At 50.4% G+C, this 22,453-nt stretch carries 22 protein-coding genes; 10 read left to right on the top strand and 12 right to left on the bottom strand.

The genetic code is table 11. The features are described from left to right. Positions 1-16 precede the first annotated feature (16 nt). The 7 genes from SD10_RS14465 to rpiB all read right to left on the bottom strand — a co-directional run bounded on the left by SD10_RS14465 (position 17) and on the right by rpiB (position 7,614). Entirely contained in the window at positions 17-613 is a 597-nt protein-coding gene (locus SD10_RS14465) for a YceI family protein (RefSeq protein WP_046574566.1), read from the bottom strand. A gap of 26 nt (positions 614-639) precedes the next feature. Continuing rightward, entirely contained in the window at positions 640-1,152 is a 513-nt protein-coding gene (locus SD10_RS14460; protein ID WP_046574564.1) for a hypothetical protein, read from the bottom strand. Positions 1,153-1,255: 103 nt separating this feature from the next. Then, the gene (locus SD10_RS14455; protein WP_046574563.1) at positions 1,256-2,371 is read right to left on the bottom strand and encodes a helix-turn-helix domain-containing protein; all 1,116 of its coding nucleotides are present in this window, start codon (positions 2,369-2,371) and stop codon (positions 1,256-1,258) included. A gap of 4 nt (positions 2,372-2,375) precedes the next feature. Beyond that, positions 2,376-2,993, bottom strand: coding sequence for a 3'-5' exonuclease (locus tag SD10_RS14450; RefSeq protein WP_046574560.1), 618 nt, complete (start codon positions 2,991-2,993; stop codon positions 2,376-2,378). Positions 2,994-3,157: 164 nt separating this feature from the next. Beyond that, positions 3,158-5,293, bottom strand: coding sequence for an FUSC family protein (locus tag SD10_RS14445; RefSeq protein WP_046574559.1), 2,136 nt, complete (start codon positions 5,291-5,293; stop codon positions 3,158-3,160). Positions 5,294-5,404: 111 nt separating this feature from the next. Next, positions 5,405-7,171, bottom strand: coding sequence for an ABC transporter ATP-binding protein (locus SD10_RS14440; protein WP_046574557.1), 1,767 nt, complete (start codon positions 7,169-7,171; stop codon positions 5,405-5,407). An 11-nt stretch (positions 7,172-7,182) separates the two neighbouring features. Further along, positions 7,183-7,614: a ribose 5-phosphate isomerase B gene (gene rpiB, locus SD10_RS14435; protein ID WP_046574555.1), complete on the bottom strand. Its 432-nt coding sequence runs from the start codon at positions 7,612-7,614 to the stop codon at positions 7,183-7,185. A gap of 129 nt (positions 7,615-7,743) precedes the next feature. On the opposite strand from rpiB, the gene zwf reads away from it, so the two are divergent. The 4 genes from zwf (at position 7,744) to SD10_RS14415 (ending at position 10,936) form a co-directional block, all read left to right on the top strand. Continuing rightward, positions 7,744-9,243 carry a glucose-6-phosphate dehydrogenase gene (zwf, locus tag SD10_RS14430; protein ID WP_046574553.1) on the top strand — a complete coding sequence of 500 codons (1,500 nt, stop codon included), beginning with the start codon at positions 7,744-7,746 and terminating at the stop codon, positions 9,241-9,243. Between the two features lie 247 nt (positions 9,244-9,490). Continuing rightward, positions 9,491-9,829 carry a cupin domain-containing protein gene (locus SD10_RS14425; RefSeq protein WP_046574551.1) on the top strand — a complete coding sequence of 113 codons (339 nt, stop codon included), beginning with the start codon at positions 9,491-9,493 and terminating at the stop codon, positions 9,827-9,829. Between the two features lie 44 nt (positions 9,830-9,873). After that, a complete protein-coding gene (gene pgl, locus SD10_RS14420; protein WP_046574550.1) occupies positions 9,874-10,599 on the top strand; it encodes a 6-phosphogluconolactonase in 726 nt (241 codons plus the stop codon). Positions 10,600-10,618: 19 nt separating this feature from the next. Continuing rightward, a complete protein-coding gene (locus SD10_RS14415; RefSeq protein ID WP_227698974.1) occupies positions 10,619-10,936 on the top strand; it encodes a hypothetical protein in 318 nt (105 codons plus the stop codon). Positions 10,937-11,222: 286 nt separating this feature from the next. Here the strand turns inward: SD10_RS14415 and SD10_RS14410 are convergent, their stop codons facing one another. From SD10_RS14410 to parS, 5 genes are all read right to left on the bottom strand, one after another. Then, positions 11,223-12,080 carry a dienelactone hydrolase family protein gene (locus SD10_RS14410; protein ID WP_046574548.1) on the bottom strand — a complete coding sequence of 286 codons (858 nt, stop codon included), beginning with the start codon at positions 12,078-12,080 and terminating at the stop codon, positions 11,223-11,225. A 170-nt stretch (positions 12,081-12,250) separates the two neighbouring features. Then, complete coding sequence (locus SD10_RS14405) at positions 12,251-13,015, bottom strand: SDR family oxidoreductase (RefSeq protein WP_046574547.1); 765 nt, start codon at positions 13,013-13,015, stop codon at positions 12,251-12,253. A 71-nt stretch (positions 13,016-13,086) separates the two neighbouring features. Further along, positions 13,087-13,503: a helix-turn-helix domain-containing protein gene (locus SD10_RS14400; protein WP_046574546.1), complete on the bottom strand. Its 417-nt coding sequence runs from the start codon at positions 13,501-13,503 to the stop codon at positions 13,087-13,089. 79 nt (positions 13,504-13,582) lie between these two features. Next, the gene (locus tag SD10_RS29140; protein ID WP_082111601.1) at positions 13,583-14,032 is read right to left on the bottom strand and encodes an RES family NAD+ phosphorylase; all 450 of its coding nucleotides are present in this window, start codon (positions 14,030-14,032) and stop codon (positions 13,583-13,585) included. 3 nt (positions 14,033-14,035) lie between these two features. Further along, on the bottom strand, positions 14,036-14,476 hold the full coding sequence (gene parS, locus SD10_RS14395) for a type II RES/Xre toxin-antitoxin system antitoxin (RefSeq protein WP_046574544.1): 441 nt from the start codon (positions 14,474-14,476) through the stop codon (positions 14,036-14,038). Between the two features lie 205 nt (positions 14,477-14,681). On the opposite strand from parS, the gene fumC reads away from it, so the two are divergent. The 6 genes from fumC (at position 14,682) to SD10_RS14365 (ending at position 22,422) form a co-directional block, all read left to right on the top strand. Continuing rightward, positions 14,682-16,082, top strand: a complete 1,401-nt coding sequence (gene fumC, locus SD10_RS14390) for a class II fumarate hydratase (RefSeq protein ID WP_046574542.1) — start codon at positions 14,682-14,684, stop codon at positions 16,080-16,082. A 128-nt stretch (positions 16,083-16,210) separates the two neighbouring features. Beyond that, positions 16,211-17,551, top strand: a complete 1,341-nt coding sequence (eat, locus tag SD10_RS14385; RefSeq protein ID WP_046574540.1) for an ethanolamine permease — start codon at positions 16,211-16,213, stop codon at positions 17,549-17,551. A gap of 47 nt (positions 17,552-17,598) precedes the next feature. Next, entirely contained in the window at positions 17,599-18,981 is a 1,383-nt protein-coding gene (locus SD10_RS14380) for an ethanolamine ammonia-lyase subunit EutB (RefSeq protein WP_046574538.1), read from the top strand. Beyond that, positions 18,978-19,766, top strand: coding sequence for an ethanolamine ammonia-lyase subunit EutC (gene eutC / locus SD10_RS14375; protein WP_046574536.1), 789 nt, complete (start codon positions 18,978-18,980; stop codon positions 19,764-19,766). Before SD10_RS14380 ends, eutC begins: the two co-directional genes overlap by 4 nt. A gap of 159 nt (positions 19,767-19,925) precedes the next feature. Continuing rightward, positions 19,926-20,954 carry a Smr/MutS family protein gene (locus SD10_RS14370; protein ID WP_046574534.1) on the top strand — a complete coding sequence of 343 codons (1,029 nt, stop codon included), beginning with the start codon at positions 19,926-19,928 and terminating at the stop codon, positions 20,952-20,954. Between the two features lie 172 nt (positions 20,955-21,126). Further along, on the top strand, positions 21,127-22,422 hold the full coding sequence (locus SD10_RS14365) for a DUF4403 family protein (RefSeq protein ID WP_046574532.1): 1,296 nt from the start codon (positions 21,127-21,129) through the stop codon (positions 22,420-22,422). Positions 22,423-22,453: the final 31 nt, after the last annotated feature.

The raw sequence follows: 22,453 nt of genomic DNA, 5'->3' as shown, positions 1-22,453 counted from the left end.
GCTTCCGTTTTAGCTCTTAACGCGAAGCACTTCGTTTGGCCGGCACCACCGGTTTGGCAAGCACATCGAATTGTAACGAAAATTCGTTTTTGATCGCCTGGTCGCCCAGATCGGCGAAGAAACTTGTCGAATTATACCGGATCCCGAACTGAGTCCGGTCAATGAGCGCCCGGCCTTTGATGCGTAGACCAGCGCCATCCGGACTAATGGTAACGGGAAACGAAACGGGCTTCGTAACACCTTTCAGCGTGAGTTGTCCCGTAGCCGTGGTGCCGGATAGCGACCGCAAAACAAAGGTAGCCGTTGGAAAACGAGCCACATCGAAGAACGCTTCATCCCGAAGGTGCGCTTGCAGCCGGTCATTTTCGTGTTGAATGCTGGTCATATCCATCGTCATTGTGGCGCTGCTGATCTGGTTGCCCGTTCGGGTTACGTATCCTTTGGCCAGACGCAGTGTGCCGGTGGGTGCCCATGAACCCACTTCGGCATAACCCGTCCAGGTAAGTTGACTGGCGTCAGGGTCAATGTTGAAGGATTGGCTCTGGGCCCGAGAGGAGGTCGATAGGGCGAGTACGAAAACAAAGACGGAGATGAGGTTTGTAAGCGTTTTCATGGACGTATTTGGTTTGAATGAGTTGATTAATTATTGAGTTTTCCTTCCGTTTCGATCAGGCCGTAGCCTTTGTATAATTTTCCTGAGCGATCTCGCGCGATGATGTACCATAAGGCATCGCCCCCGTAGGCCTTTTTGCCAAATCGCCAGTTTTTACCGAACGTGTAGGTCTGATCCTTTTTTAATTGTCCTTTTGGGCAGTCAAATTTTTCGGCGAACAGGTTAGTATCGTATTGCAGGTTGGGATGCCATCCCGTTGAGTCGTACCAGATAAAACTACCTGCTTCAACCAGTTCGAGGTCGCTAACTTCAGCGCGAACCATCGTGGCATGTTTCCAGTAATAGGTATCGCCTTCCAGCGTAGGAACGCAGGGGTTGTTGGTATGCCAAAGCGTAAGCCCAACCGGTAACGACCGGAGCTTGTCGGGTAGTAGTCGGCTTCTGTCTGACCAGCCTGAATCCCGACGTTGAGCGGTGGCAATTGGGCCAATGAACAGGCCAGTGACAAGGGTTGTGAGGAGGAGAATAAATGGGCGCATCGTTGGAACGTGTTTAATTCGTTTGAACGATACAAAGGTGGGAGTTCAGGTAGCCATAAGCGCCCCAGAATAGGATTGGGACGTCCCAACGGATGATTTGGGCTTAGTCGGGCTGGGCAAACTCGCTGGGCGATTGCCCGGTATGCTGCCGAAATATCCGGTTAAAGGTCGTCTTTGAGTTGAATCCTGATTCCAGCGCAATACCCAGCAAAGTAAGGCGAGCCAGGTCATTTGAGCGCAACCGCTGTTTCACTTCGCTAACCCGATAGTCGTTTACAAAATCATTGAACGACTTGCCAATCCCTGCGTTAATGACCTGCGAAACAACCTTTGGGTTTAAATCGACATGCTGGGCCAGTTCGGTTAGGGTAAGGGTGGGGTTGAGGTACAGTTTGTCAACATCCATGGCTCGGCGAATGCGCTCGACATGGTCTGGATTGACGTCGATGGCTACTTTGACCGGGTTAATCGGACTATCGGCTGCCGCATCATTTTTAAATTGTACGCTGGCTAAATTGTCCTGCTTCAAACCGGCCACACCCAGCACAATCAGAAGCAGACAAAGCAGCCAGTATGAGTAATCATATTGGTAAAAGGAGTGAAAAACGTCGCGCAGAATAAGTTCGACCGCCCACTGTACGCACACCACGGCCAATATCACCAGTAAAACCTGAAGCCACCGTAAGGTCAACCGGCTGGTTTCCGAGAAGTTTTCCTGCACATAGCGGCTATACTTTCGGAGCAGCCGCAAGGATAAAATCAGGTAAATCAGCAAGGAAAGCCAGGAACCGTCGAACTCGATGCTGTAAGTGATCGGATAATGAACCGTTGCCCAAAACCAGTTTCTGAATTCGTAGGACTGGCAAGTGAGGAAGATATACAGCAACGCTTGAATGGCAACCGGCAAAAAATGCAACCAGTGTTTTCGTTCGAACCGGAAATCGCTATTGGTCAGACTTTTGACGTAAAAATAAATAAGCGGCCCAAAGGCAAACGAATAGAAAATAGGCAGGAAATACAACCCCGCGTTTTGTCTGTATAAGCCCGACACCCGGAAAAAACCGTCAATCTGCCAGAAAGAGATAGCCGTCATTAATCCCGCCAGAAAGCGGTTAGCTTGCCGGTTGTAGCTTGTAAACCAGAGCAGCCCGGCCGAAAAAAAGCCGATGTTGATGATAGACAACGCCAGGACTACCTCAAACGCGAAGCGAATCTGCATGCTGTTAGGCTATTAATTTCATCTCATCGGCCAGTTTAAAGACTTTTTTCAGGCATTTGGCCGTAAGTACGGCGTCTTCCAGGGCATTGTGAAAGCCGTCTTCACGGGTAAACCCAAAGTAACCGGCAATCGCCGTAAGACTCAGACGATCGGGTACTTTTTGGCCGTTTGCTTTCAAGACCCGGAAGGTAAAATAAGCCAGCGTATGCAAATCGAGCAGCACCCGGGAGTAAGGCCATTTCAGTTTCTCGTAGCGATACGCTTCCTTGAGAAAATTGATGTCGTTTATTACACTTTGCCCGCAGATAATCACGTCGCGTAAGAATGGGGTTCGGTCCAGTTGCCCTTTGGGTACGCGAAGGCCAAGTTGCGTACAGATCCACTCTTCCAGTTCAGGCAGCACATCATAGATCATAGGCGCGTCTTCCAGCTCAGCCAGCGATAGGTTATGAATCTGCTCAGAAGAAGACGAAAATGCTTCCTTATTTTCAGGATACACGTTTGTGAGGTAAGTGCCTTTCTCAATCCAGTTGTCATCGAACAGGACAGCACCAATCTGAATAATCTCGTTGTAATCAGGCTCGGGTCCCGTCATTTCGAGGTCAAGAACTAAATAAGGCATGTTTTTAACGCTTAAATGCAATAAAAAGAATTAAGAAAAAAAGTTACTGTTTAAAATGAAAAACTACTAGACAGTTTTTCTATACCGGAACAAATCGAGCGCTAACACCGTTTTACTTACAACAAGCCGAGAAAGTCCCCATAGTCAATCTATTGGGGACTTTTTTATTTGTCTACCCGCTCCACCAGTTTCCCGATATCACTGCTGACCTGTTGAATAAACGCTAGCTGATCACTCAAGAGTGGGTCAGCTGGATTGTCTGCAACTGGTAAAGAAACGGATGTAACTCCTGTGGTATCCTGAACCGGTTTTTCGGCTGTTGCCCCTAACCGACGGAGGCTTTCCGTCAACGTAAAGAGAGCCCGTTTGACCGGTCGTACCAATGAGGTTGGATAAACCATAGGCTGGGCCGTCAGTTGAGCAGACGTGATCGTGGCGATGTTTGCCGACAGAATGTGATTCAGGACAACAAATTCGTAAATAAGTTTCTCATTTCGCTGTTTATGTTTCGGTTCAGACAGCATCCGTTCGAAAGCTGCCGACAAGTTCGCCGAGGTTACGTACACTTCTTTTCGGGCCAGCTTGTACTCGACCAAATCAATTTTTCCACCCGAAAGACTATCGAGCAGAAGCTGTAAATACCGAATGTTAGCGTGCAGAATGGCTTTCATGGGTTTGATTAACTGATCGGACTCCCATTGTGGGAAAAACGCATACCCGGCTACCAAAGCAATAACGCCCCCCAGCAATGTATCGAAAAAACGCTCTTCGGCAACGCCTAAATAGCTAACGCCCAGAAAGCTAAAGAGGATCAGCACAAAGGGCGTTACGCAAATTACCATAACGATGTAGTTGATACGCTGGGCGCTGTAGGTACCCAGCATAAACAGGACCATAAAGCCAAACTGTACGTTTTTGTTGGGGAAATAGGTTAACACAAGCACACCAAGAATGCCCCCGGCCAGTGTGCCGCTGATGCGTTGAATATTTCGTTGCTTGGTCAGGCTAAACGCGGGTTTCAGGATCACCGAAATCGTCAGCAGCACCCAGTAACTATGGTGCCCGTAAGGCAGGAGCTTGGTGATGATAAATCCCAGCAGCATGGCTATGGCTACTCGTATCGAATAGCGGAACGTTAACGAACTGAGCGTCAGATTGTCCAGAAACGACTTCAGGTCGATTTCCTGATGAGACACAAACCGGCCATATTCCATAGCCTCGTTGTCGACCGGATTCAGTTTAGTAGATGCCAGGTTTTTTTGTAATGTACTGACCCGCTGGCTGATCGTTCGTAAGCTGACCAGCACTTTTTTGAGGACTAATGTACTGCCATCCTGATCGCTGATGACGTCGATGCTGCGTTTCAGGTTCTCCAGATCAGCCATGTTATTTACGGGCCTATGGAATGGTACCGGTAACTGGATGGCTAAGCCGATGTGGTCAAGTTCTACCGACAACCGCCGAATGGAGCGGGAAATCTCATCCAGCACCCCCGACTTCCCGAATCGTTCGCGAATGTCAGAATAATCATAATACATCGCGATGATTTGCTCGTACAGATCGACTACGTCCACAAACGTCAGGAGCAACAACCGGCCGGTTCGCGTGGATTCCGTAACAATACGTCGACTTTTAAACAGCACTTCCCGCACGGCATCCTGTTTTTCGCTCACATCGACCTGCTGGGCAATCAACCGGCGGTAATTGTCGTCCAGTTGGGTGCTGGTATCGTAAAAGTCCGCTTTGATAGCCATCAGTTTGGCGATCTCATGAATACATTGACCCAGTGCCTGCTGCGCCAGCCGGTAGGGTTGCAGCCGGGATGCTATCAAACTGATGGTACTGTACCAGACGCTGCCGGCCAGCACTAACGTACTCTCATGTACGACACCCCGCGCATCGAGTGGCCGGTCGATCATCAGGATCATAATGAGCAAGGCCGCCGTCCCGACAGACGTAGCGCGGCTGCCGTAGATGGCAAACATGGAAAAGAAAAAACTGAACAGCAAGATCTCAAGGCCTAACACGTAAGGGTGCATTCGGGCGAAACCCGTTATGAACGTTACGGAGAAACTGATCAAGGCACTGATAGCCATTCCGTTGCGTCGGTGCATAACCGGACCGGGAGCATCGCTCAGGCTTACATTCAAGGCTCCCAGCGACATAGCCATGCCTGCCTGGAGCTGTCCGAACTGAGCAAGCAGTAAAGAAGGCAGCAGAATGGACAGCGTTATGCGTAACCCATCAGAAAAATATTGGCTGGACAAAAAATAGCTGACCTGCCGACCACGCTTGTTCATAAAGAAACTCCTATACGGTATTGGCAAAAGCCGTGCCCCGATGACGCTGGCATCACCGGCAACCCGAGCCGGTTTCGTGTCAATGCTCTATGCTGCTAAACTACGCAGGAATTACTGGCCAATTGACGTCAGGCTTGTTCGGCGCTCACCGATTTGCTGCCGCCACATGGCATAATATAGGCCTTTTTGGGCAACCAATGCATCGTGACTGCCCATTTCAACAATTTTGCCCTTCTCCAGCACAAAGATGGTATTGGCGTGCAGGATGGTCGACAGCCGGTGAGCAATCAGGATGGTGATCTGCTCATTCAGAGCCGACACACTCCGAACCGTATCGGTAATTTCTTCTTCAGTCAGCGAATCGAGCGCCGACGTGGCTTCATCGAAAATCAGCAGGCGTGGATGCCGGACCAGCGCCCGAGCAATGGATAACCGCTGTTTTTCGCCCCCCGACATTTTGAGGCCTCCCTCGCCAATTTGTGTGTCGAGCCCGTTGGCCGAGCGAGCCAGCAGGTGATCGCAGGCCGCTTTATCGAGCGCATCGAGCATTTCAGCTTCAGTTGCATCGGGCTTGACAAAGAGTAGATTTTCGCGGATGGTGCCAGCAAACAGGTGCGTATCCTGCGTAACAAAGCCGATTTGCCGACGCATCGGATTAAACCGGATGTCTTTAGTGGAAATGTCATTGTAATAGATTTCCCCACCAACGGGCCGGTAAAGCCCAACCAGCAGCTTAACCATTGTAGACTTCCCGGACCCGGACGGCCCGACAAAGGCAATGGTATCACCTAGTTTAGCTTCGAAGGAAACGCCATCGATTGCATTCTGAGCAGCGCCATTGTGGCGAAACACGACGTCGTCGAAGCGCAATCGCTCCAATGGCCCGACGACGACGGGGGATTCCGGATTTCGTTCGATGGGTTTCTGCATCAGTTTGTCGAAACTATGCAAGCCCGCTTCGGCTTCGCGATACGCCAGAATGATATTGCCCAACTCCTGGAGCGGGTTGAAAATGGCGACCGAAATAAACTGCATGGAAATCAACTCGCCAGTGCTCAACACATGGCGGAAAATAAGCCAGAGCAGCGTGAACAAGACAGATTGTTTGAGGATATTCAGGGTTGTACTTTGCCAGAACGAGAGCAACCGAACCCGTTTTACCTTAAACATTTCCAGATCGAAGATTCGCCCGGTCTGGATTTTCAATCGTCTGATTTCCGGAAACGTTAGCCCCAGGCTTTTGATCAGTTCGATATTGCGGAGTGACTCGGTAATGACGCCCGATAACAACGCCGTTTCGCGGTTGATCGACCGTTGCGTAGTCTTAATCTGGGTACTGAGCAAACCTGTCAGCCCACCTAGTAGCAACACGCCGATCAGAAACACCGGAACGAGCGCCCAGTGTTTCGTGACGGCATACCAAATAAGAAATCCAATGCCGACCAGCGACGAAAACAGGATGTTCACGAAGGCATTAATGAACTTCTCGGTGTCGGTACGGACTTTTTGCAGAATGGATAGCGTAGCTCCACTGCTCTGATCGCCAAACTCCTGATAGGAGAGTCGAAGGGTTTGTTTCAGCCCATCGTTAAAAATATCGGTGCCAAATTTCTGAACAACCAGCCGCGTGGTATATTCCTGAAAGGCCTTGGTTATGTTGGACAGAACAGCCACCCCAACGGCGATTCCCAGCAGGAACAACACCCCGTTGATCTTCTCTGAATCGGTTTTTTTGCCGGGATTGGTTGCATACTGATCGATAAGCTTGCCAAAAATAATGGGGTCGACCAAGGCCAATATCTGAGCAATACCTGCCAGGGCTAATGCCAGCACCGCCAGCCAGCGATACGGTTTCAGGTAGTTCCAGAGTATGAGCATGGTCGAATCAATTACTGGTCAAGCTCCTGAATGCGGGCCAGGTGCCGACCACCTTCAAAGGGTGTGTCGAGCCAGATTTTAACCAGGTTGAGGGCTGTTTCTTCGCTCATCATCCGTTCGCCGATTGATATAACATTGGCGTCGTTATGCTGGCGGCACAAACGAGCCGACTCTTCGTTCCAGCACAGGCCGCAGCGCACGCCTTTGATGCGGTTGGCCATGATCGCTTCTCCGTTGCCTGAACCGCCCAGCACAACCCCCCGCTCCACTGCGCCCGCAGCAACGGCTTCGGCAACGGGCCGAATGAAAAGTGGGTAATCGACCGAGGGTGTTTCGGCATACGTGCCCTTATCAATAACCTCGTGTCCCAGACCGGTGAGGAATTGTCTGATCGCTTCTTTGTAGCGGAAACCAGCGTGATCGGAGCCTATGGCAATTTTCATATGTAAACAGTAGGAATTAAAACAACAGCCAAAAGTAGCAGAATCATGTGCTAAGATGAAACCTTAACTGAGTAAACTTGTTCGGAAAACAGACTGGCGGTAATTTGCAGCCCGTCAATACAATCGACTATGATTCCAGCTACTAATCAGCGCCCATCGGCAACGATCTTATTTATCTTTGGTGGCAGCGGAGATTTGAATCTCCGTAAATTGACCCCCGCCCTGTACAACTTGTATCTTGATAACTACTTATCGGACCAATTTGCCGTGGTTGGATTGGGTAGGAGCGAGTATACTGACGAGTCGTTTCGGGAGCGGCTCCTGGAAGGAGTACAATCGTTCTCCCGCCGAAAAGACGACCTGGAGGCTACGTGGAAGTCGTTTTCAACGGCCATCTCGTACCTGCAAATGGATGCGGGCGATGCGGGTGCGTACTCGAAACTTAGTGACTTTGTAGCCGCAAAAGAAGGCGAATGGGGCGGCCCGGCCAATATTGTTTTTTATCTGGCGGTAGCGCCCCAACTGGTGCCCGGTATTGCAACCAACCTGGGTAAACTCGAACTCTGTTGTGATAAATCGCGTGTTCGAATTGTCGTTGAAAAACCATTCGGGCATGACCTCAAAACGGCGCAGGAACTGAATGCCCTGTTGGGTGGCCTCTTTGCCGAAGAGCAGATTTATCGGATCGACCACTATTTAGGGAAAGAAACGGTGCAAAATATTCTGGCCCTCCGCTTTGCCAACTCGCTATTTGAGCCAATCTGGAACCGGCGTTATGTTGAATATGTACAAATTACTGCTTCGGAGACGGTAGGTCTCGAAGGACGGGGCGGCTATTATGAAGGATCTGGTGCCCTGCGCGATATGATTCAGAATCACCTGCTTCAGATGCTCTGTATGGTGGCTACCGAAGCCCCTATATCGTTCGATGCTAACGAGGTTCGTAACAAAAAAGTGGATGTGTTGAACGCCATCCGCCGGATCAAGCCCGAACAAGTGAAGGATGTGGCCGTTCGCGGACAGTATGGCCCTGGTCAGAAAAACGGCAAAGCTATTCCCGGCTACCGCGAGGAGGAAGGCGTTCAGCCCGATTCAAAAACCGAAACGTTTGCCGCTGTCAAATTATTTGTCGACAACTGGCGGTGGGAAGATGTGCCGTTTTACCTGCGCACTGGCAAGTCGCTTCCCGAAAAAGCAACGGTTATCAATATCCAGTTCAAACCGGCTCCCAACTACGCTTTCCCTGATGAAGCCACCGAAAATTGGTCTTCGAACCAATTGACGATCGGGATTCAACCGGCTATGGACATTCGGCTGCGGTTCCAGGCCAAGCGGCCAGGGCAAACCCTCGCTATCGACCCCGTAGAAATGGTGTTCAGCTACAAGGAAGCCTACAAAGAACAGGAGCCGGAAGCCTACGAAACACTTTTACTGGATGTCATGACCGGTGATGCTACGCTATTCATGCGGGCCGATCAGGTTGAAGCCGCCTGGAAAGTGGTTACCCCAATTCTGGAAGCCTGGGAATCCGACACTGTCGATTTCCCAAATTATGAACCCGGTTCCTGGGGGCCCGACGCGGCTCAGCAACTGGTCGAGAAAGATGGTTTTCAGTGGATGATGAAATAGACGTTGATGGTTTGTGGTTTACGGTTGGCTGACGCATGTGTGGCTCGTGAGAACACAAGCCACGGAGAAAGTCAACTGTAAACAACCGTAAACGACAAACCACAGCATAGGCCCCAACCTCTCCGTGGCCCGTGTCTCCACGGGCTACCTGTCCGGTAGGTAAGCAGGCTGACGCATGAGTGGCCCGTGAGGACACAGGCCACGGAGAAACCACAAACCGAATACCACAAACCAAGTACCGTAAACCATGTCCCAACTCGCTACTCTGTTTGTCGATGACCAACGCTTACCGTGGGAAACGGTAGCCGAGGGCGTGAAGCGTAAAATCATGACCTACGATGCTAACCTGATGATGGTCAAAGTGGCGTTTGAAGCGGGAGGGATTGGTGCAGCGCACAGCCATGTACACACCCAGATGAGCTACGTGGACAGTGGTGTGTTTACCATCTCGATTGGAGATGAAACGCGAATTGTGCGGGCAGGAGACGCCTATTACATTCCACCAAACGTCTGGCACGGAGCCGTTTGTGAAGAGGCTGGTGTGCTGGTCGATGTGTTTACGCCCATGCGCGAAGATTTTGTTTAACAACCACTCGCTCAGTGTTGGGAGCGAGAGCTGAACTGTCTGTTATGCAACTCATTATCAAAAAGAACCCGGCAGATCTGGCCAAAGCCGCTGCTGACTTTATTACCAAACGCATTAAGGAGGTTCTCAAAACTCAGGATCGTTTCACGATTGCCCTGTCGGGGGGAAGTACGCCTAAAGCGTTGCATGAGTTATTGGCAAAGGCCCCTTACGTTGATCAGATCCCGTGGCTTCAACTTCATGTTTTCTGGGGCGATGAGCGCTATGTGCCCATCGACGATGAGCAAAGCAATGCAGGTATGGCTTATGATACCCTGCTAGGGCACGTTTACACCCCCGAAGAGCAGATACACGTCTGGCGAACGGATCTCGAGCCCGAAGCTGCTGCCGCCGATTATGATCGAATTCTACATGAATATTTCGGCGATACCGGACCTACTTTCGACCTTGTCCTGCTAGGCATGGGCGACGATGGGCATACACTTTCGTTGTTCCCAGGCACTGAGGTCGTACATGAAACAACTGCCTGGACCAACGCTTATTTTCTGACTCAACAGGACATGTACCGATTGACACTCACGGCACCCGTTGTGAATCGGGCTTCCTGTGTTGCGTTTTTAGTCGCCGGTCCTAAAAAAGCGGAACCACTGAAAGAAGTACTTGAAGGAAACTATAATCCGGATAAATATCCGTCGCAGGTGATCAAGCCTGCCGATGGTGAACTGGTCTGGCTAGTCGATGAGAAAGCGGCTGCTCTTCTAAAAAAATAACTTCTTTCGTACCCGTATAATGACAAAGACCCTTAGTGATGAGGGTCTTTGTCATTATACGGGTACGAAAGAAGACTACTTGATGGAGTCTTTCTTGGTTGTGTCGCTCGTCATTGTCGATGTAGAGTCGGTCATCGTTTGTGTTGAATCGCTCATCATGGATGTGCTGTCCGATACAGCAGTTGTCGATGTGGTTGATTCTGTTTTTGAGCTGGAACAAGCCGTGGCTAAAGCCATCATTGACAGAAAGAAAAAAGCAGATTTTGCCATGTCGTTGGTGAAATTGAAGTGGTTAGTAGATTTCTACGTTGTTAATACGCTGCAAGAAAGAAAGTAACCCATAGTAGTTTTTTATTTTTCCAGTATTGCCAACTTTTTAGTTATTATTTCTGGAAAATACAGCCAAAAAATTATGGGGTAAGCGACCTTAAGCCGAAAGTTTCATCTGTTTAATTCTATCTGGCTGGTGTCGTCATTAAGTCCGGCTCGCTATTCAATTTGTAGCTACCTACACTTTTCCTGATCAGTGGTCAATCAGCACACAGAAGCTGAAGAGGCAACTGATAGATAAGACAGGTGCCTACCGAATTGTACTTGGTTCTTATGGAGTGGCTGCAGAAGTACTAAGCCAGTTTCGCTTTTAAAAATTTCGTTGTCCGCTCCCAGGCCAGTTTGGCAGCGGCTTCATTATAACGCGTGGGTGCTGTATCGTTGTTAAAGGCATGTTGAGCGCCTTCGTACACGTACAATTCGTAGGGGACGCCTGCTTTCTTGAGGGCCTCCTCGTAAGCTGGAATGCCGGCATTGATACGCTCATCCAGACCACCATAATGGAGCTGTACGGCTGCTTTTATCTTGGGCACATCGGCGGCATCGGGCTGGCGGCCATAGAAAGGAACCGCGGCTTTCAGGTCAGGATAGTGAACGGCGAGCTGATTGGCCATGGCTCCGCCCCAGCAGAAACCTACGCATCCTACTTTACCCGTGCTTTCAGGACGTGTTTTGAGATAATCGAGGGCTTTCTCAAAATTCTCACGGGTTTTCTGAGGATCCAGTTTGCCAAACAGTTCACGCATCTGCGTTTCATCGGCTGGTGTGCCGCCTGAGGACGAAAGGGCGTCAGGGGCCAGGGCCAGAAAACCGGCCAGCGCCAGTCGGCGGGTTATGTCTTCAATATGCGGGTTCAAACCCCGATTTTCGTGAATGACTACAACGGAAGGGTACTTTCCAGCCGCTGCGGGTCGGGCCAGGTACCCTTTCATGGTCGTGTCCGAACCGGGAAATGTCACCGATTCGGTTTTGATCCGGTCGTCCTGTTGGGCTACTGTTTCGGCATGCGCATAGTTGACTTCCAGAAGCGGTAAAACGGTTAATGCCGTGGCCATACTGCCTGTTAGCTGCGCCAGTCGTTTCAGGAAATCGTCTCGTTTCAGCGGCTTGTGCGTGTATTCGTCAAAGAGATTGATAATTCGTTGATCCATGAGTAATCTGGTTAAGGGCTTATCCTGTAAAACTGACGAATCGTTCACGGAAATACAAGCGTGCACCAGCCAGACGCCTTACTTGACAAAAAAAGGTCTGTGAGGACACAGACCCTGACAAATGCTTGCTCGCCTTTATTCGGACCAATACTTTTTACGGAAGACGATTTTTACAAAAACATGCCGCCCGAAACCTCAATGCGTTGCGCGTTGATCCACCGGGCTTCCTCGGTGCACAAAAACGCAACCACTCCACCGATATCATCCGGCAGACCGACACGGCCCAGTGCCGTAACCGAGGCCAGCTGGCTGTTAATCTGGGCGTTGTCGCGCACATGGCCTCCGCCAAAATCGGTTTCGATGGCACCGGGCGCTACAACGTTGGCCGCGATTCCCCGTGCGCCCAGTTCTTTGGCCAGGTATCGGGTGAAGACTTCGACTCCCCCTTTCATGCTGGCGTAGGCTGAATAGCCTGGCGTAGCAAAGCGAGCCAGCCCTGTTGAAATGTTGATGATCCGGCCACCGTCGTTGAGTAGGGGCAGGGCTTTTTGAGTCAGGAAGAAAATACCCTTCAAGTGGATGTTCACCATCTCGTCAAACTGCTCTTCGGTGGTATCGGCGAACGACGCATACGCGGCCGTACCAGCATTATTGATCAGGAAGTCGAAGCGATCTGTCATGAACGTGTCTTGCAGCGCGGTTTTAAGTTGCTCATAAAACGCATCGAAGCTCCGGACGTCGCTGGTATTGAGTTGCAGGGCTACCGCTTTTTGGCCAAGGGCCTCAATTTCAGTCACGACTGATTGGGCTTCCTCCTGTTTGCTGTTATACGTCAGCACGACACCAATGCCTTTTTGTGCCAAACGGAGGGCCATATTTTTGCCCAAACCCCGGCTGCCGCCGGTCACTAATGCAATTTTGTTTTCAGTTGCCATCGTATTGTGTTCAAGTATGATGGCACAAAATTGCGGCTTAGAGGCCGTCGGGTTATGGTGACAGCTTCAGATTAAATGGTGAGTAGTTCAGTTTTTGCCCATTCTTCCTGCAAAACCGATTCCCGATACTGCTTGGGCGTCATTCCCTGAAACCGTTTAAAGAACTTGGTAAAGTTTGACGGGTCGAAAGTGAGTGTAGTGGCAATGTCAGCAATGGAGCGCCGGTTGTCCTGTAACATCGCTCGGGCAATGATCATGATCTTTTCTTCAAAAAAGAAGCACGGCGCCTTACCGGTTGTCAGTTTGATGGTATTGCTGAGGTGCGTCGGGTGAATGTGCATTTCCTCGGCAATGTCCCGGATTTCGTACATATCCAGCACGCGACCATCGACGATATCGGCCAGATGCCGGTCAATGATATGGAGGAAATCAGCCGTTATTTCGTGCTGACGAGCCGCTATTTTCTGGGGTAGTTTGTAAGGAGGCATATTGAAGTCCTTTTGGCCTTTTCGTCAATACTAACTGTTTTGAGTCGATTTTAGATCGCATAGGCCACTACTCCTGAGCTTATTTCAGCCTTGGGTCAAACGAATGTGGTTCAACACTAATCAATTTAAGTGTTTCGTGCTCGGGGTGAAGAGGATTGAGAAGATAATTGAACTCAGTTGGGGAATGAACGGATGGGACTTGCAATAGCCAATAGGCCATTGCTTTCTGCCATTGTTCCGCGATTATAGCCAATTCGGAACGGTATGGAATTGTTCGCCAATTTGTAGGGAGCGTGCCTAGCGGAACGTTAAAACAGGTAGCATCCTCCGGAACCTCAAGGGTTACTAACATAAGGTTATCCGGTAATGTTGTCGAGTTGGCCAGTAGCTCAAGTTTTGCGAGCGAGACACAGTCTGACGTATACAAAATTCTAGTTCCTTTACGATTCCATCGCCCAGCACTGTAGAGGCCACCGGTACCGCTAAGATCGTTTGCAAAAGCGGTTGGCGAGAAACGGTATAATCGCATGGTCTATGAATAAATACCGTACTGGATGCGAAATAAGATTTCCATTGCCTCTTGGCGTCCAATAGTTGAGTCCAGTAAATCGACAGGTTTTCGATTTCCCAGCGCGTAGTTAGGATTGTCTAACCAATAGTGGAATTTTTCTGAGCTACCGAAAATATCAATCCCTTTGGCATAGAGTTCTGAGAGGGAAATAGCTTTTTCGGTTTCATCTTTAGTTAAAGATGACTTGGCCCTAATTCGACGCTGATAGGTACTTTCAGAAATGGCTAATAAATGGCTCATTGTACGGTTCGAAAAGCCAAGCCTGTCTTGTAAAAACTTGACTGATTGCATTGGCAAGCCTTCATTGACCAAGTCAATTAAGTCAAACGTGTTTTCTACATGTCGCTTTACAACTGATTCTCCCCCCAGAGCAGTCATTATTTGAGGAATGGATACTTGCATAGTAATTTGATAGTTTTATTCCTGTTAAATGATAACAGTAGGCTAAAGGTAAGAATTCAGTTCAACCCAAAACGATAGGCGAGAATTGTTTTTCAGTTCTACCTTTGCAGTCCTATTACCGAGTGAACGAGCGAAAATTGACTGAGCGAAACCCATCGTCTATCTAAATCGCTCGTTCACTCTCACACTCTTTTACTCTTTATTCATGGAATACCGTATCGAAAAAGACACGATGGGCCAGGTACAGGTGCCGGCCAATGTTTATTGGGGCGCCCAGACCCAGCGCTCGATCGAGAACTTTAAAATTGCTCAGGACATCAATAAAATGCCCCGCGAAATTATCCGGGCGTTTGCCTATCTGAAAAAAGCAGCCGCCCTGACCAACCTCGACGCGGGTACATTGACGCAGGAAAAGAGCGACCTGATCGGGCAGGCCTGCGACGAAATTCTGGACGGAAAGCTGGACGATCAATTTCCCCTCGTCGTGTGGCAAACCGGTTCCGGTACGCAGTCGAACATGAACGTCAACGAAGTGATTGCCTATCGCGGGCACGTTCTGCATGGTGGACAACTCGCCGACGAGAAAAAGTTTCTGCACCCGAATGATGATGTAAACAAGTCGCAGTCATCGAACGATACGTTTCCGACGGCGATGCACATTGCTGCCTATAAAATTCTGGTCGACGTGACGATTCCGGGCATCACCAAACTGCGCGACACGCTGGCTGCCAAGTCGAAACAGTTCATGCACATCGTCAAAATCGGTCGGACGCACTTCATGGATGCGACGCCACTAACGGTAGGGCAGGAGCTTTCGGGCTATGTTTCGCAACTCGATCATGGTCTGCGCGCCATTAACAATTCGCTGGCTCACCTGAGCGAACTGGCCCTGGGTGGCACCGCAGTGGGAACCGGCATCAACACGCCCCCGAATTACTCTGAGAACGTGGCTAAGCACATTGCCAGCGTTACGGGTTTGCCCTTCATCACGGCCGAAAATAAGTTTGAAGCACTGGCTGCTCACGATGCCATTGTGGAAGCTCACGGTGCGCTGAAAACCGTAGCCGCCAGCCTCATGAAAATTGGTAATGACATTCGCATGCTGTCGAGCGGCCCGCGCGCGGGTATCGGCGAACTGCACATTCCCGACAATGAACCGGGGTCGTCGATCATGCCGGGTAAGGTGAACCCTACCCAAAGCGAAGCCATGACAATGGTGGCCGCGCAGGTAATGGGCAACGACGTGGCCATTAACATTGGCGGTATGAGCGGTCATTTCGAACTGAACGTGTTCAAGCCGGTCATGATCTTCAACTTCCTGCATTCGGCCCGGCTGATCGGCGACGTGTGCGTATCGTTCAACGACAAGTGTGCTGAAGGCATTGAGCCCATCGAAGCGAACATCAAAAAACACGTCGATTCGTCGCTGATGCTGGTAACCGCTCTAAATACGAAGATCGGCTATTATAAAGCTGCTGAAATTGCTCAGACGGCCCACAAAAACGGGTCTACCCTGAAAGAAACGGCCCTCAAACTTGGCTACCTGACGGAAGAGGAGTTCAATGAGTGGGTAAAGCCGGAAGATATGGTAGGGAAGATTGAGTAACGCTGTATAATACAGTCGGAGATCAGTTTCAAAAAGCGATCGGCTATTTATTGGCTGATCGCTTTTTGTCTTTACTTTTAGAGGATTGACCTTTTCTGATTACCAGTCAACTACGACGCGCAACCTCGATGGCTACAGAATCCACTGCATTAAAGAAGGCATTGACACCAATTCATTTATGGGCCATTGGCGTGGGACTAGTCATTTCCGGCGAATACTTCGGCTGGAATTATGGTTGGGGAGTCGCTGGAACCGTAGGACTGTTGCTGGCTACCTTGTTTATTACCCTGCTTTATTTTACGTTTATTTTTAGCTTCACCGAACTCACAACGGCCATTCCGAATGCGGGTGGGCCGTTTGCCTACGCCCTGCAAGCCTTTGGACCTCTGGGGGCGTTAGTGGCCGGGTATGCCACCCTGATCGAGTTTTTGTTTGCCACACCCGCCATTGCGCTGGCGCTGGGCAGTTATGTCCATTTTCTGTATCCTGCCATTTCGGTTGTCTGGTGTTCCATTGGGTCATTCGTCGTGTTTACGCTCATCAATTTGCTGGGCATAAAAGAAGCGGCCTGGTTCTCCCTGGCGATGACGATCATTGCCATCGGCGAACTGCTGCTTTTTATTGGCGTCGTGTATCCATACACCCGCTTCGATACGTTTCTCCACAACCCAATGCCGTTTGGCTGGTCAGGCGTTTTTGCGGCCCTGCCATTTGCCATTTGGCTGTTCGTTTGTCTGGAAGGCATCGCGATGGTGGCCGAGGAAGTGAAGGATGGCAAAAATACCATCGCCAAAGGGTATATTTCAGCGGTATTGACGCTGACATTTCTGGCTCTTACGGTCATGATCAGTGTGGGCGGCATTACAAACTGGGAGAACCTGGACCACCTCGATTACCCAATGCCCGAAGCCATTGCCATTGTGCTTGGCCGACAGAATCCACTGACCAAATTCTTTGCCAGTGTTGGCCTATTTGGTCTGATTGCGTCGTTTCACGGCATTATCATCAGCTATTCCCGGCAGATCTTCGCGCTGGCCCGTAGCGGCTATCTGCCTCACGGACTGGCTTCGGTCAGTAAAACCCGTAAAGTCCCCGTCTGGGCGTTGCTGGCGGGTGCTGTCTTTGGCATTATCGCGCTGCTTTCGTTTGATACGAGTAAGCTGGTGATCTTGTCCACGATTGGGGCCGTCGTCGTTTACATCATCAGTATGCTGTCGTTGTTCCGGCTTCGGCAGACCCAGCCTGCTTTACCGCGATCCTTCAAAGCGCCGTTGTATCCTTACTTTCCGGCGCTGGCGTTGTTGCTGGCGGTTGTGACGCTCATTGCCATGATTTACTTTTATAGCTGGTTGAGCTTTCTATTCTTTATTGGGCTGGTTGTTCTCACGGGCGTGTTTTACGCATCGGGCAGGTATAAAAAAGTTAAACAGGTCTGGCAGCAGGAAATGATGGCGAGCCCGGCTGAGTAATACAGCACAACGAAAAGTCTCCCAAAGCGATAAATCACAAACGCAGAATGGCCTATACTTGCACCATTGGTAGCTTTACGTACCGCTTTCAGGACCTGAAGGAACTGTTGGCCAAAGCAACTCCGCTGCGTTCGGGCGATGCGCTGGCGGGATTAGTCGCTGAGAGCTATGAAGAGCGAGTAGCGGCCCAAATCGCGCTGGCCGATGTACCGTTGACTGCCTTTCTGAACGAGGCCGTTATTCCGTACGAAAGCGACGAGGTAACGCGCCTGATCATAGATACACACGACAAGGAGGCCTTCTCATCAATTAGCCATTTTACCGTTGGTGACCTCCGCGACTGGCTGCTGAGCGACGAAGCCAGCACCGTTCTGTTACGCCAGATCGCGCCCGGACTTATGCCCGAAATGGTCTCTGCCGTGTCGAAACTAATGCGGAATCAGGATTTGATCCTGGTGGCTAAAAAATGTGAAGTCGTCACCCGATTCAGAAATACGCAGGGCTTGCCGGGGCACTTATCCGTCCGTTTGCAACCGAATCACCCAACCGACGACGCCCAAGGGGTAGCTGCCAGCATTATCGATGGACTACTCTATGGCAGTGGCGATGCCATGATTGGGATTAACCCCGCCACAGACAGCCCGGCGGCAACGGCGCAACTCTTGTACATGCTCGACAATCTGCGCGAGCGGTTCGATATGCCAACCCAAAACTGCGTGCTGAGCCATGTAACGACCACCTTGCAGTTGATTGAACAGCGGGTACCCGTCGACCTTATTTTTCAGTCCATTGCCGGTACCGAAAAAGCGAATGCCAGTTTTGGCGTCACTTTATCGCTCCTGCAGGAAGCGCACGAAGCGGGCCTCTCGCTGAAGCGGGGTACGATGGGCACCAACCTGATGTATTTCGAAACGGGGCAGGGGAGTGCGCTCTCATCGGGAGGGCATCATCAGGTTGACCAGCAAACGTGTGAGGTCCGGGCCTATGCCGTAGCCCGGCAGTTTAATCCCTTTTTGGTTAACTCTGTGGTTGGCTTCATTGGCCCGGAGTACTTATTCGATGGGAAGCAGATCATTCGGGCGGGGCTTGAGGATCACTTTTGCGGGAAACTAATGGGCTTACCCATGGGTATGGATATCTGCTACACCAACCACGCGCAGGCCGATCAGGACGATATGGATACGCTGCTGACGCTCCTGGGCGTAGCCGGTATTACCTTCATCATGGGCATTCCCGGCGCCGACGACATCATGCTCAACTACCAGTCGACCTCCTTTCATGATGCCCTGTACCTTCGCCGGGTGCTCGGCCTGCGACCAGCACCCGAATTTGAGGAGTGGCTTCTTCGGCAGGGCATAATGGATGGTATGGGAAATCGCTTGGCGGGCGGTGCGCAAAAACAGTTATTCGCGGCCCTTCTTCCAGCATGAACGAACCGAAAAAAAACGGCATACAGGCCGACGAATGGGAGTCCCTGAAGGCATATACCAGAGCCCGGATCGCGCTTGGGAGAACCGGTGTTTCGGTGCCACTAAACGAATCACTTCAATTTAAACTGGCGCATGCACACGCAAAAGATGCCGTGTATTCGCACTTGGATTTAGCGGATTTACAGGCGTCTCTGGCCGGTGTTGAGTTGCCCATTTACAGCCTGCGAAGCCGGGCCGAAAATCGGGATATGTACCTGCAGCGACCCGATTACGGACGCTTGCTCAACGACCGTTCTGTTGAGTACCTTCAACAGCTTAATAGTCCGCCCGCCGACATCAGTATTATCATTGCCGATGGGTTATCGGCAACGGCAATTATGAAAAATGCCGGTCCGGTGGTTCAGTTATTGGTCAACAGGGTTCAGCAGGCGGGTTATTCGCTGGCGCCACTCCTGGTGGTTGAGCAGGGCCGGGTGGCCATTACCGACGCAATTGGGGGAATTCTGCGTCCTCGGCTGGCCATTATATTCATCGGTGAACGTCCGGGGCTAAGTTCATTCGATAGCATGGGCGCCTATATCACCTACGCGCCCACGCCCGGCTTGACAGATGAGCGCCGAAACTGTATCTCGAACATTCGGGAACAGGGTTTATCGGCAGAAATGGCCGTCGATAAGCTCATGTACTTAATTCAAGCCGCTTTCCGGCTGCAATTGACTGGAGTTGCCTTAAAAGATAATAACGGCCTCGACACAAGTGATTTACCACGAAACCTTACCGAATAATGAGGCTGGGAAACGGCGGGCTGCCCTCTCTCTTCAAATGATTTACCCATTTATGGAAGGGATTTTTGTTTATATCCGTTATACTTTTGGCAAGTCAACGATGCTGAAGGCTGGAAGGCCGATCGACTATTGACGTAAAACCACTGACCATTGACTGTTATGAATATTGGGGATAAAGTCCGGTTACTGCGGGCAAAAGAACAGGGTGTCGTATCGCGTTTTTTACCCGGCGATATGATTGAAATCGAAATTGAAGACGGGTTCCGGATTCCGGTCATGCGTTCGGAGCTGGTTCCGGTTTCACCGTTGGAAGCCGACCGTCTGCTCAGAACCAGTACGTTTGCTCCACAAAAAACAGCAGAGCCCAAAGCTCCGACGATCCTGTCGAATCAGGGTATTTATCTGGCGTTTATGCCCGTCAATGATCGGGAGTATACGCTTCACTTGATCAACAATACCGATTGGGAGTTTGCCTATGTGCTGGGTGAGGAATCGGCGGGTATTAGCGGAGGGGTTCAGTTCCGGGGGCTTCACAGTGGCCTCCTGAAACCCAAATCGCAGCAAAAAATGAACGATCTGTATGCGCATGCCAGCTTCGAAAACTGGCCGACGTTTGTGGTGCAGGGGCTTTGGTTCAGAGCAGGTAAATCGTCGTTGCGCCAGCCACTGGTCAAACGGTTTAAAGCACGGGCAACGACTTTCTTCAAGAATAAAACTACCGCGCCTGTAATCAACCTACCGGGTTTCCTGACGCAACTGGATGCCGAGAGTGATCTACCGCAACCAACCGCACCAGCCAGCAATCGGCCCGCCCAGCCAAAGCCAACAATCATTCATGCCGAGGATTTAAAGGCCGAAATGCTGAAGCCTAAATCCGATCCAGACAGCGTATCCATTGAACGGCCGACATCGGTAGTTGATCTGCATATCGAGAATTTGCTGCCCAAAGGAGCGGGTAACCGCAATCCGGCCGAGTTACTGAAGCTTCAACTGGATACATTTGAAAAAACGCTCGAAAACGCCATTGCCAGTGGCATGAGCGATATTACGTTCATTCATGGCGTAGGCAGTGGTTCACTGCGCACCGAACTTCACAAACGGTTAGGTCAACACCCGAATGTTAAATTTTTTGAAGACGCTCAAAAGCAGAAATTTGGCTATGGTGCCACCAAGGTCACCCTTAAATAAGAAGGAACACGGGTCCGTATTTTCGCAGGTCACGGGTTTGGCCTGGTGCTATGCGGCCCGATGTTTATCCGTCATTTTTCTGTGTTGTAGTTTTTTTCTGTTAAGTTGCGGACATCCATCTGGTAATCGTCTGACTACCAGAGCACCTAAAGAAGCTTATACGACCACCGAAATGGAAGTTCGAAATGAACGCTTTTTGTCAACTGCGCATGTCCCTGTATCCATTGCGCTGGGCGATGTTGAACGGCAAATCAATGCACAGGTAAATGGACTGATCTATGAGGATAACAGCCTGGACGACAATAACCGTGATCAATTCATGACAAAGGTCTGGAAACGGGGTACTATCCTGGTCAATGCCCAGGACAGCCTGTTTCATTTCACCGTGCCGCTGCGGATCTGGGTTAAAGCAGGTGTGTCGGTACTCGGCTTTACGCAGTACAAAGAAACGGAGTTTGAAATCGATCTGCGTTTCAAAACAAAGTTCGACCTGGACCATGACTGGTCCGTGAATACGCATACCGAAGCCGATGGGTACGGCTGGGTGCGTCGGCCAACGGTGAATATTGTCGGGCTGAATATCCCGATCACAAATATTGTTGGCCGGATGATCGACAAAAACCTGGGTACCATCACGAAAACGCTGGATCAGCAGGTGCGTAAGAATATCGACTTGCGAACGCCCGTGTTAAAAGCCTGGAATACAATCCGGGAGCCTTATTTGATCTCCGAAAAGTACCGGACCTACCTGCAGGTAGTACCCAAACGGATACTCATTACACCCTTGCGTTTTGAGGGGCGGGTTATCCGGTCTACCATTGGTTTTGAAGGATTTACCCTCACCACAACCGGTGCTAAACCGGAAGTGAAGCCAGCCGTATCACTCCCCGATCTGGTCGTTGTGGCGCAGGTAAAAGATGATTTTCAGATTGGGCTACTGAGTGAGGCCACGTATCCGGAAGCGGCTAAACTTGCCGCCGATGAGTTTGTCGGGAAGTCCTTTTCCTTCAGCGAAAATCGGTACACCATCACGATTACGAGCATGGATATGTATGGTCAGAATGATAACCTCATTATCAAAGCTGGCTTAAAAGGAACCATCAATGGCGACATTTACTTAAGCGGCCGGCCCTACTACGATCCTCAGCAGCAGACCATTTCGCTGAAAGACCTACGCTATGACCTGGACACTCGAAACGTGTTGCAGCAATCAGCCAGCTGGTTGTTGAAAGGCCCCTTTGCCCGAACGCTCGAAAAACAACTCACAATACCGGTCGGCTCCCAACTAGCCGATATGCAAAAATTATTGCAGGAGCGGCTGAAGAATAACCAGATTGCCAAAGGGATCACGATCAATGGGCATATTGACGAAATAAAACCCGATCAGGTTTATTTAACCCCAACGGCCATGCTGGCGGTTGTCAATGCCAGAGGACGGATTGACGTGAAGGTAGAGGGATTGCAATAAGACAAGCGCTGGAAGGATATCCGCCCAGATT

Source organism: Spirosoma radiotolerans (assembly GCF_000974425.1).
In the GTDB taxonomy this organism is placed as follows: domain Bacteria; phylum Bacteroidota; class Bacteroidia; order Cytophagales; family Spirosomataceae; genus Spirosoma; species Spirosoma radiotolerans.
This window is presented reverse-complemented; position numbering and strand designations above follow the sequence as displayed.

Bases quoted from the DNA above. Each gene is read 5' to 3' on its own strand.
- pgl (WP_046574550.1), top strand. From the start codon at position 9,874: ATGCAACTCATTATCAAAAAGAACCCGGCAGATCTGGCCAAAGCCGCT.
- SD10_RS14400 (WP_046574546.1), bottom strand. From the start codon at position 13,503: ATGCCTCCTTACAAACTACCCCAGAAAATAGCGGCTCGTCAGCACGAA.
- SD10_RS14380 (WP_046574538.1), top strand. From the start codon at position 17,599: ATGGCCTATACTTGCACCATTGGTAGCTTTACGTACCGCTTTCAGGAC.
- SD10_RS14425 (WP_046574551.1), top strand. From the start codon at position 9,491: ATGTCCCAACTCGCTACTCTGTTTGTCGATGACCAACGCTTACCGTGG.
- eat (WP_046574540.1), top strand. From the start codon at position 16,211: ATGGCTACAGAATCCACTGCATTAAAGAAGGCATTGACACCAATTCAT.
- rpiB (WP_046574555.1), bottom strand. From the start codon at position 7,614: ATGAAAATTGCCATAGGCTCCGATCACGCTGGTTTCCGCTACAAAGAA.
- SD10_RS29140 (WP_082111601.1), bottom strand. From the start codon at position 14,032: ATGCGATTATACCGTTTCTCGCCAACCGCTTTTGCAAACGATCTTAGC.
- SD10_RS14410 (WP_046574548.1), bottom strand. From the start codon at position 12,080: ATGGATCAACGAATTATCAATCTCTTTGACGAATACACGCACAAGCCG.
- SD10_RS14440 (WP_046574557.1), bottom strand. From the start codon at position 7,171: ATGCTCATACTCTGGAACTACCTGAAACCGTATCGCTGGCTGGCGGTG.
- parS (WP_046574544.1), bottom strand. From the start codon at position 14,476: ATGCAAGTATCCATTCCTCAAATAATGACTGCTCTGGGGGGAGAATCA.
- SD10_RS14460 (WP_046574564.1), bottom strand. From the start codon at position 1,152: ATGCGCCCATTTATTCTCCTCCTCACAACCCTTGTCACTGGCCTGTTC.
- zwf (WP_046574553.1), top strand. From the start codon at position 7,744: ATGATTCCAGCTACTAATCAGCGCCCATCGGCAACGATCTTATTTATC.
- SD10_RS14445 (WP_046574559.1), bottom strand. From the start codon at position 5,293: ATGAACAAGCGTGGTCGGCAGGTCAGCTATTTTTTGTCCAGCCAATAT.
- eutC (WP_046574536.1), top strand. From the start codon at position 18,978: ATGAACGAACCGAAAAAAAACGGCATACAGGCCGACGAATGGGAGTCC.
- fumC (WP_046574542.1), top strand. From the start codon at position 14,682: ATGGAATACCGTATCGAAAAAGACACGATGGGCCAGGTACAGGTGCCG.
- SD10_RS14450 (WP_046574560.1), bottom strand. From the start codon at position 2,993: ATGCCTTATTTAGTTCTTGACCTCGAAATGACGGGACCCGAGCCTGAT.
- SD10_RS14465 (WP_046574566.1), bottom strand. From the start codon at position 613: ATGAAAACGCTTACAAACCTCATCTCCGTCTTTGTTTTCGTACTCGCC.
- SD10_RS14370 (WP_046574534.1), top strand. From the start codon at position 19,926: ATGAATATTGGGGATAAAGTCCGGTTACTGCGGGCAAAAGAACAGGGT.
- SD10_RS14405 (WP_046574547.1), bottom strand. From the start codon at position 13,015: ATGGCAACTGAAAACAAAATTGCATTAGTGACCGGCGGCAGCCGGGGT.
- SD10_RS14365 (WP_046574532.1), top strand. From the start codon at position 21,127: ATGGAAGTTCGAAATGAACGCTTTTTGTCAACTGCGCATGTCCCTGTA.
- SD10_RS14415 (WP_227698974.1), top strand. From the start codon at position 10,619: ATGACAAAGACCCTTAGTGATGAGGGTCTTTGTCATTATACGGGTACG.
- SD10_RS14455 (WP_046574563.1), bottom strand. From the start codon at position 2,371: ATGCAGATTCGCTTCGCGTTTGAGGTAGTCCTGGCGTTGTCTATCATC.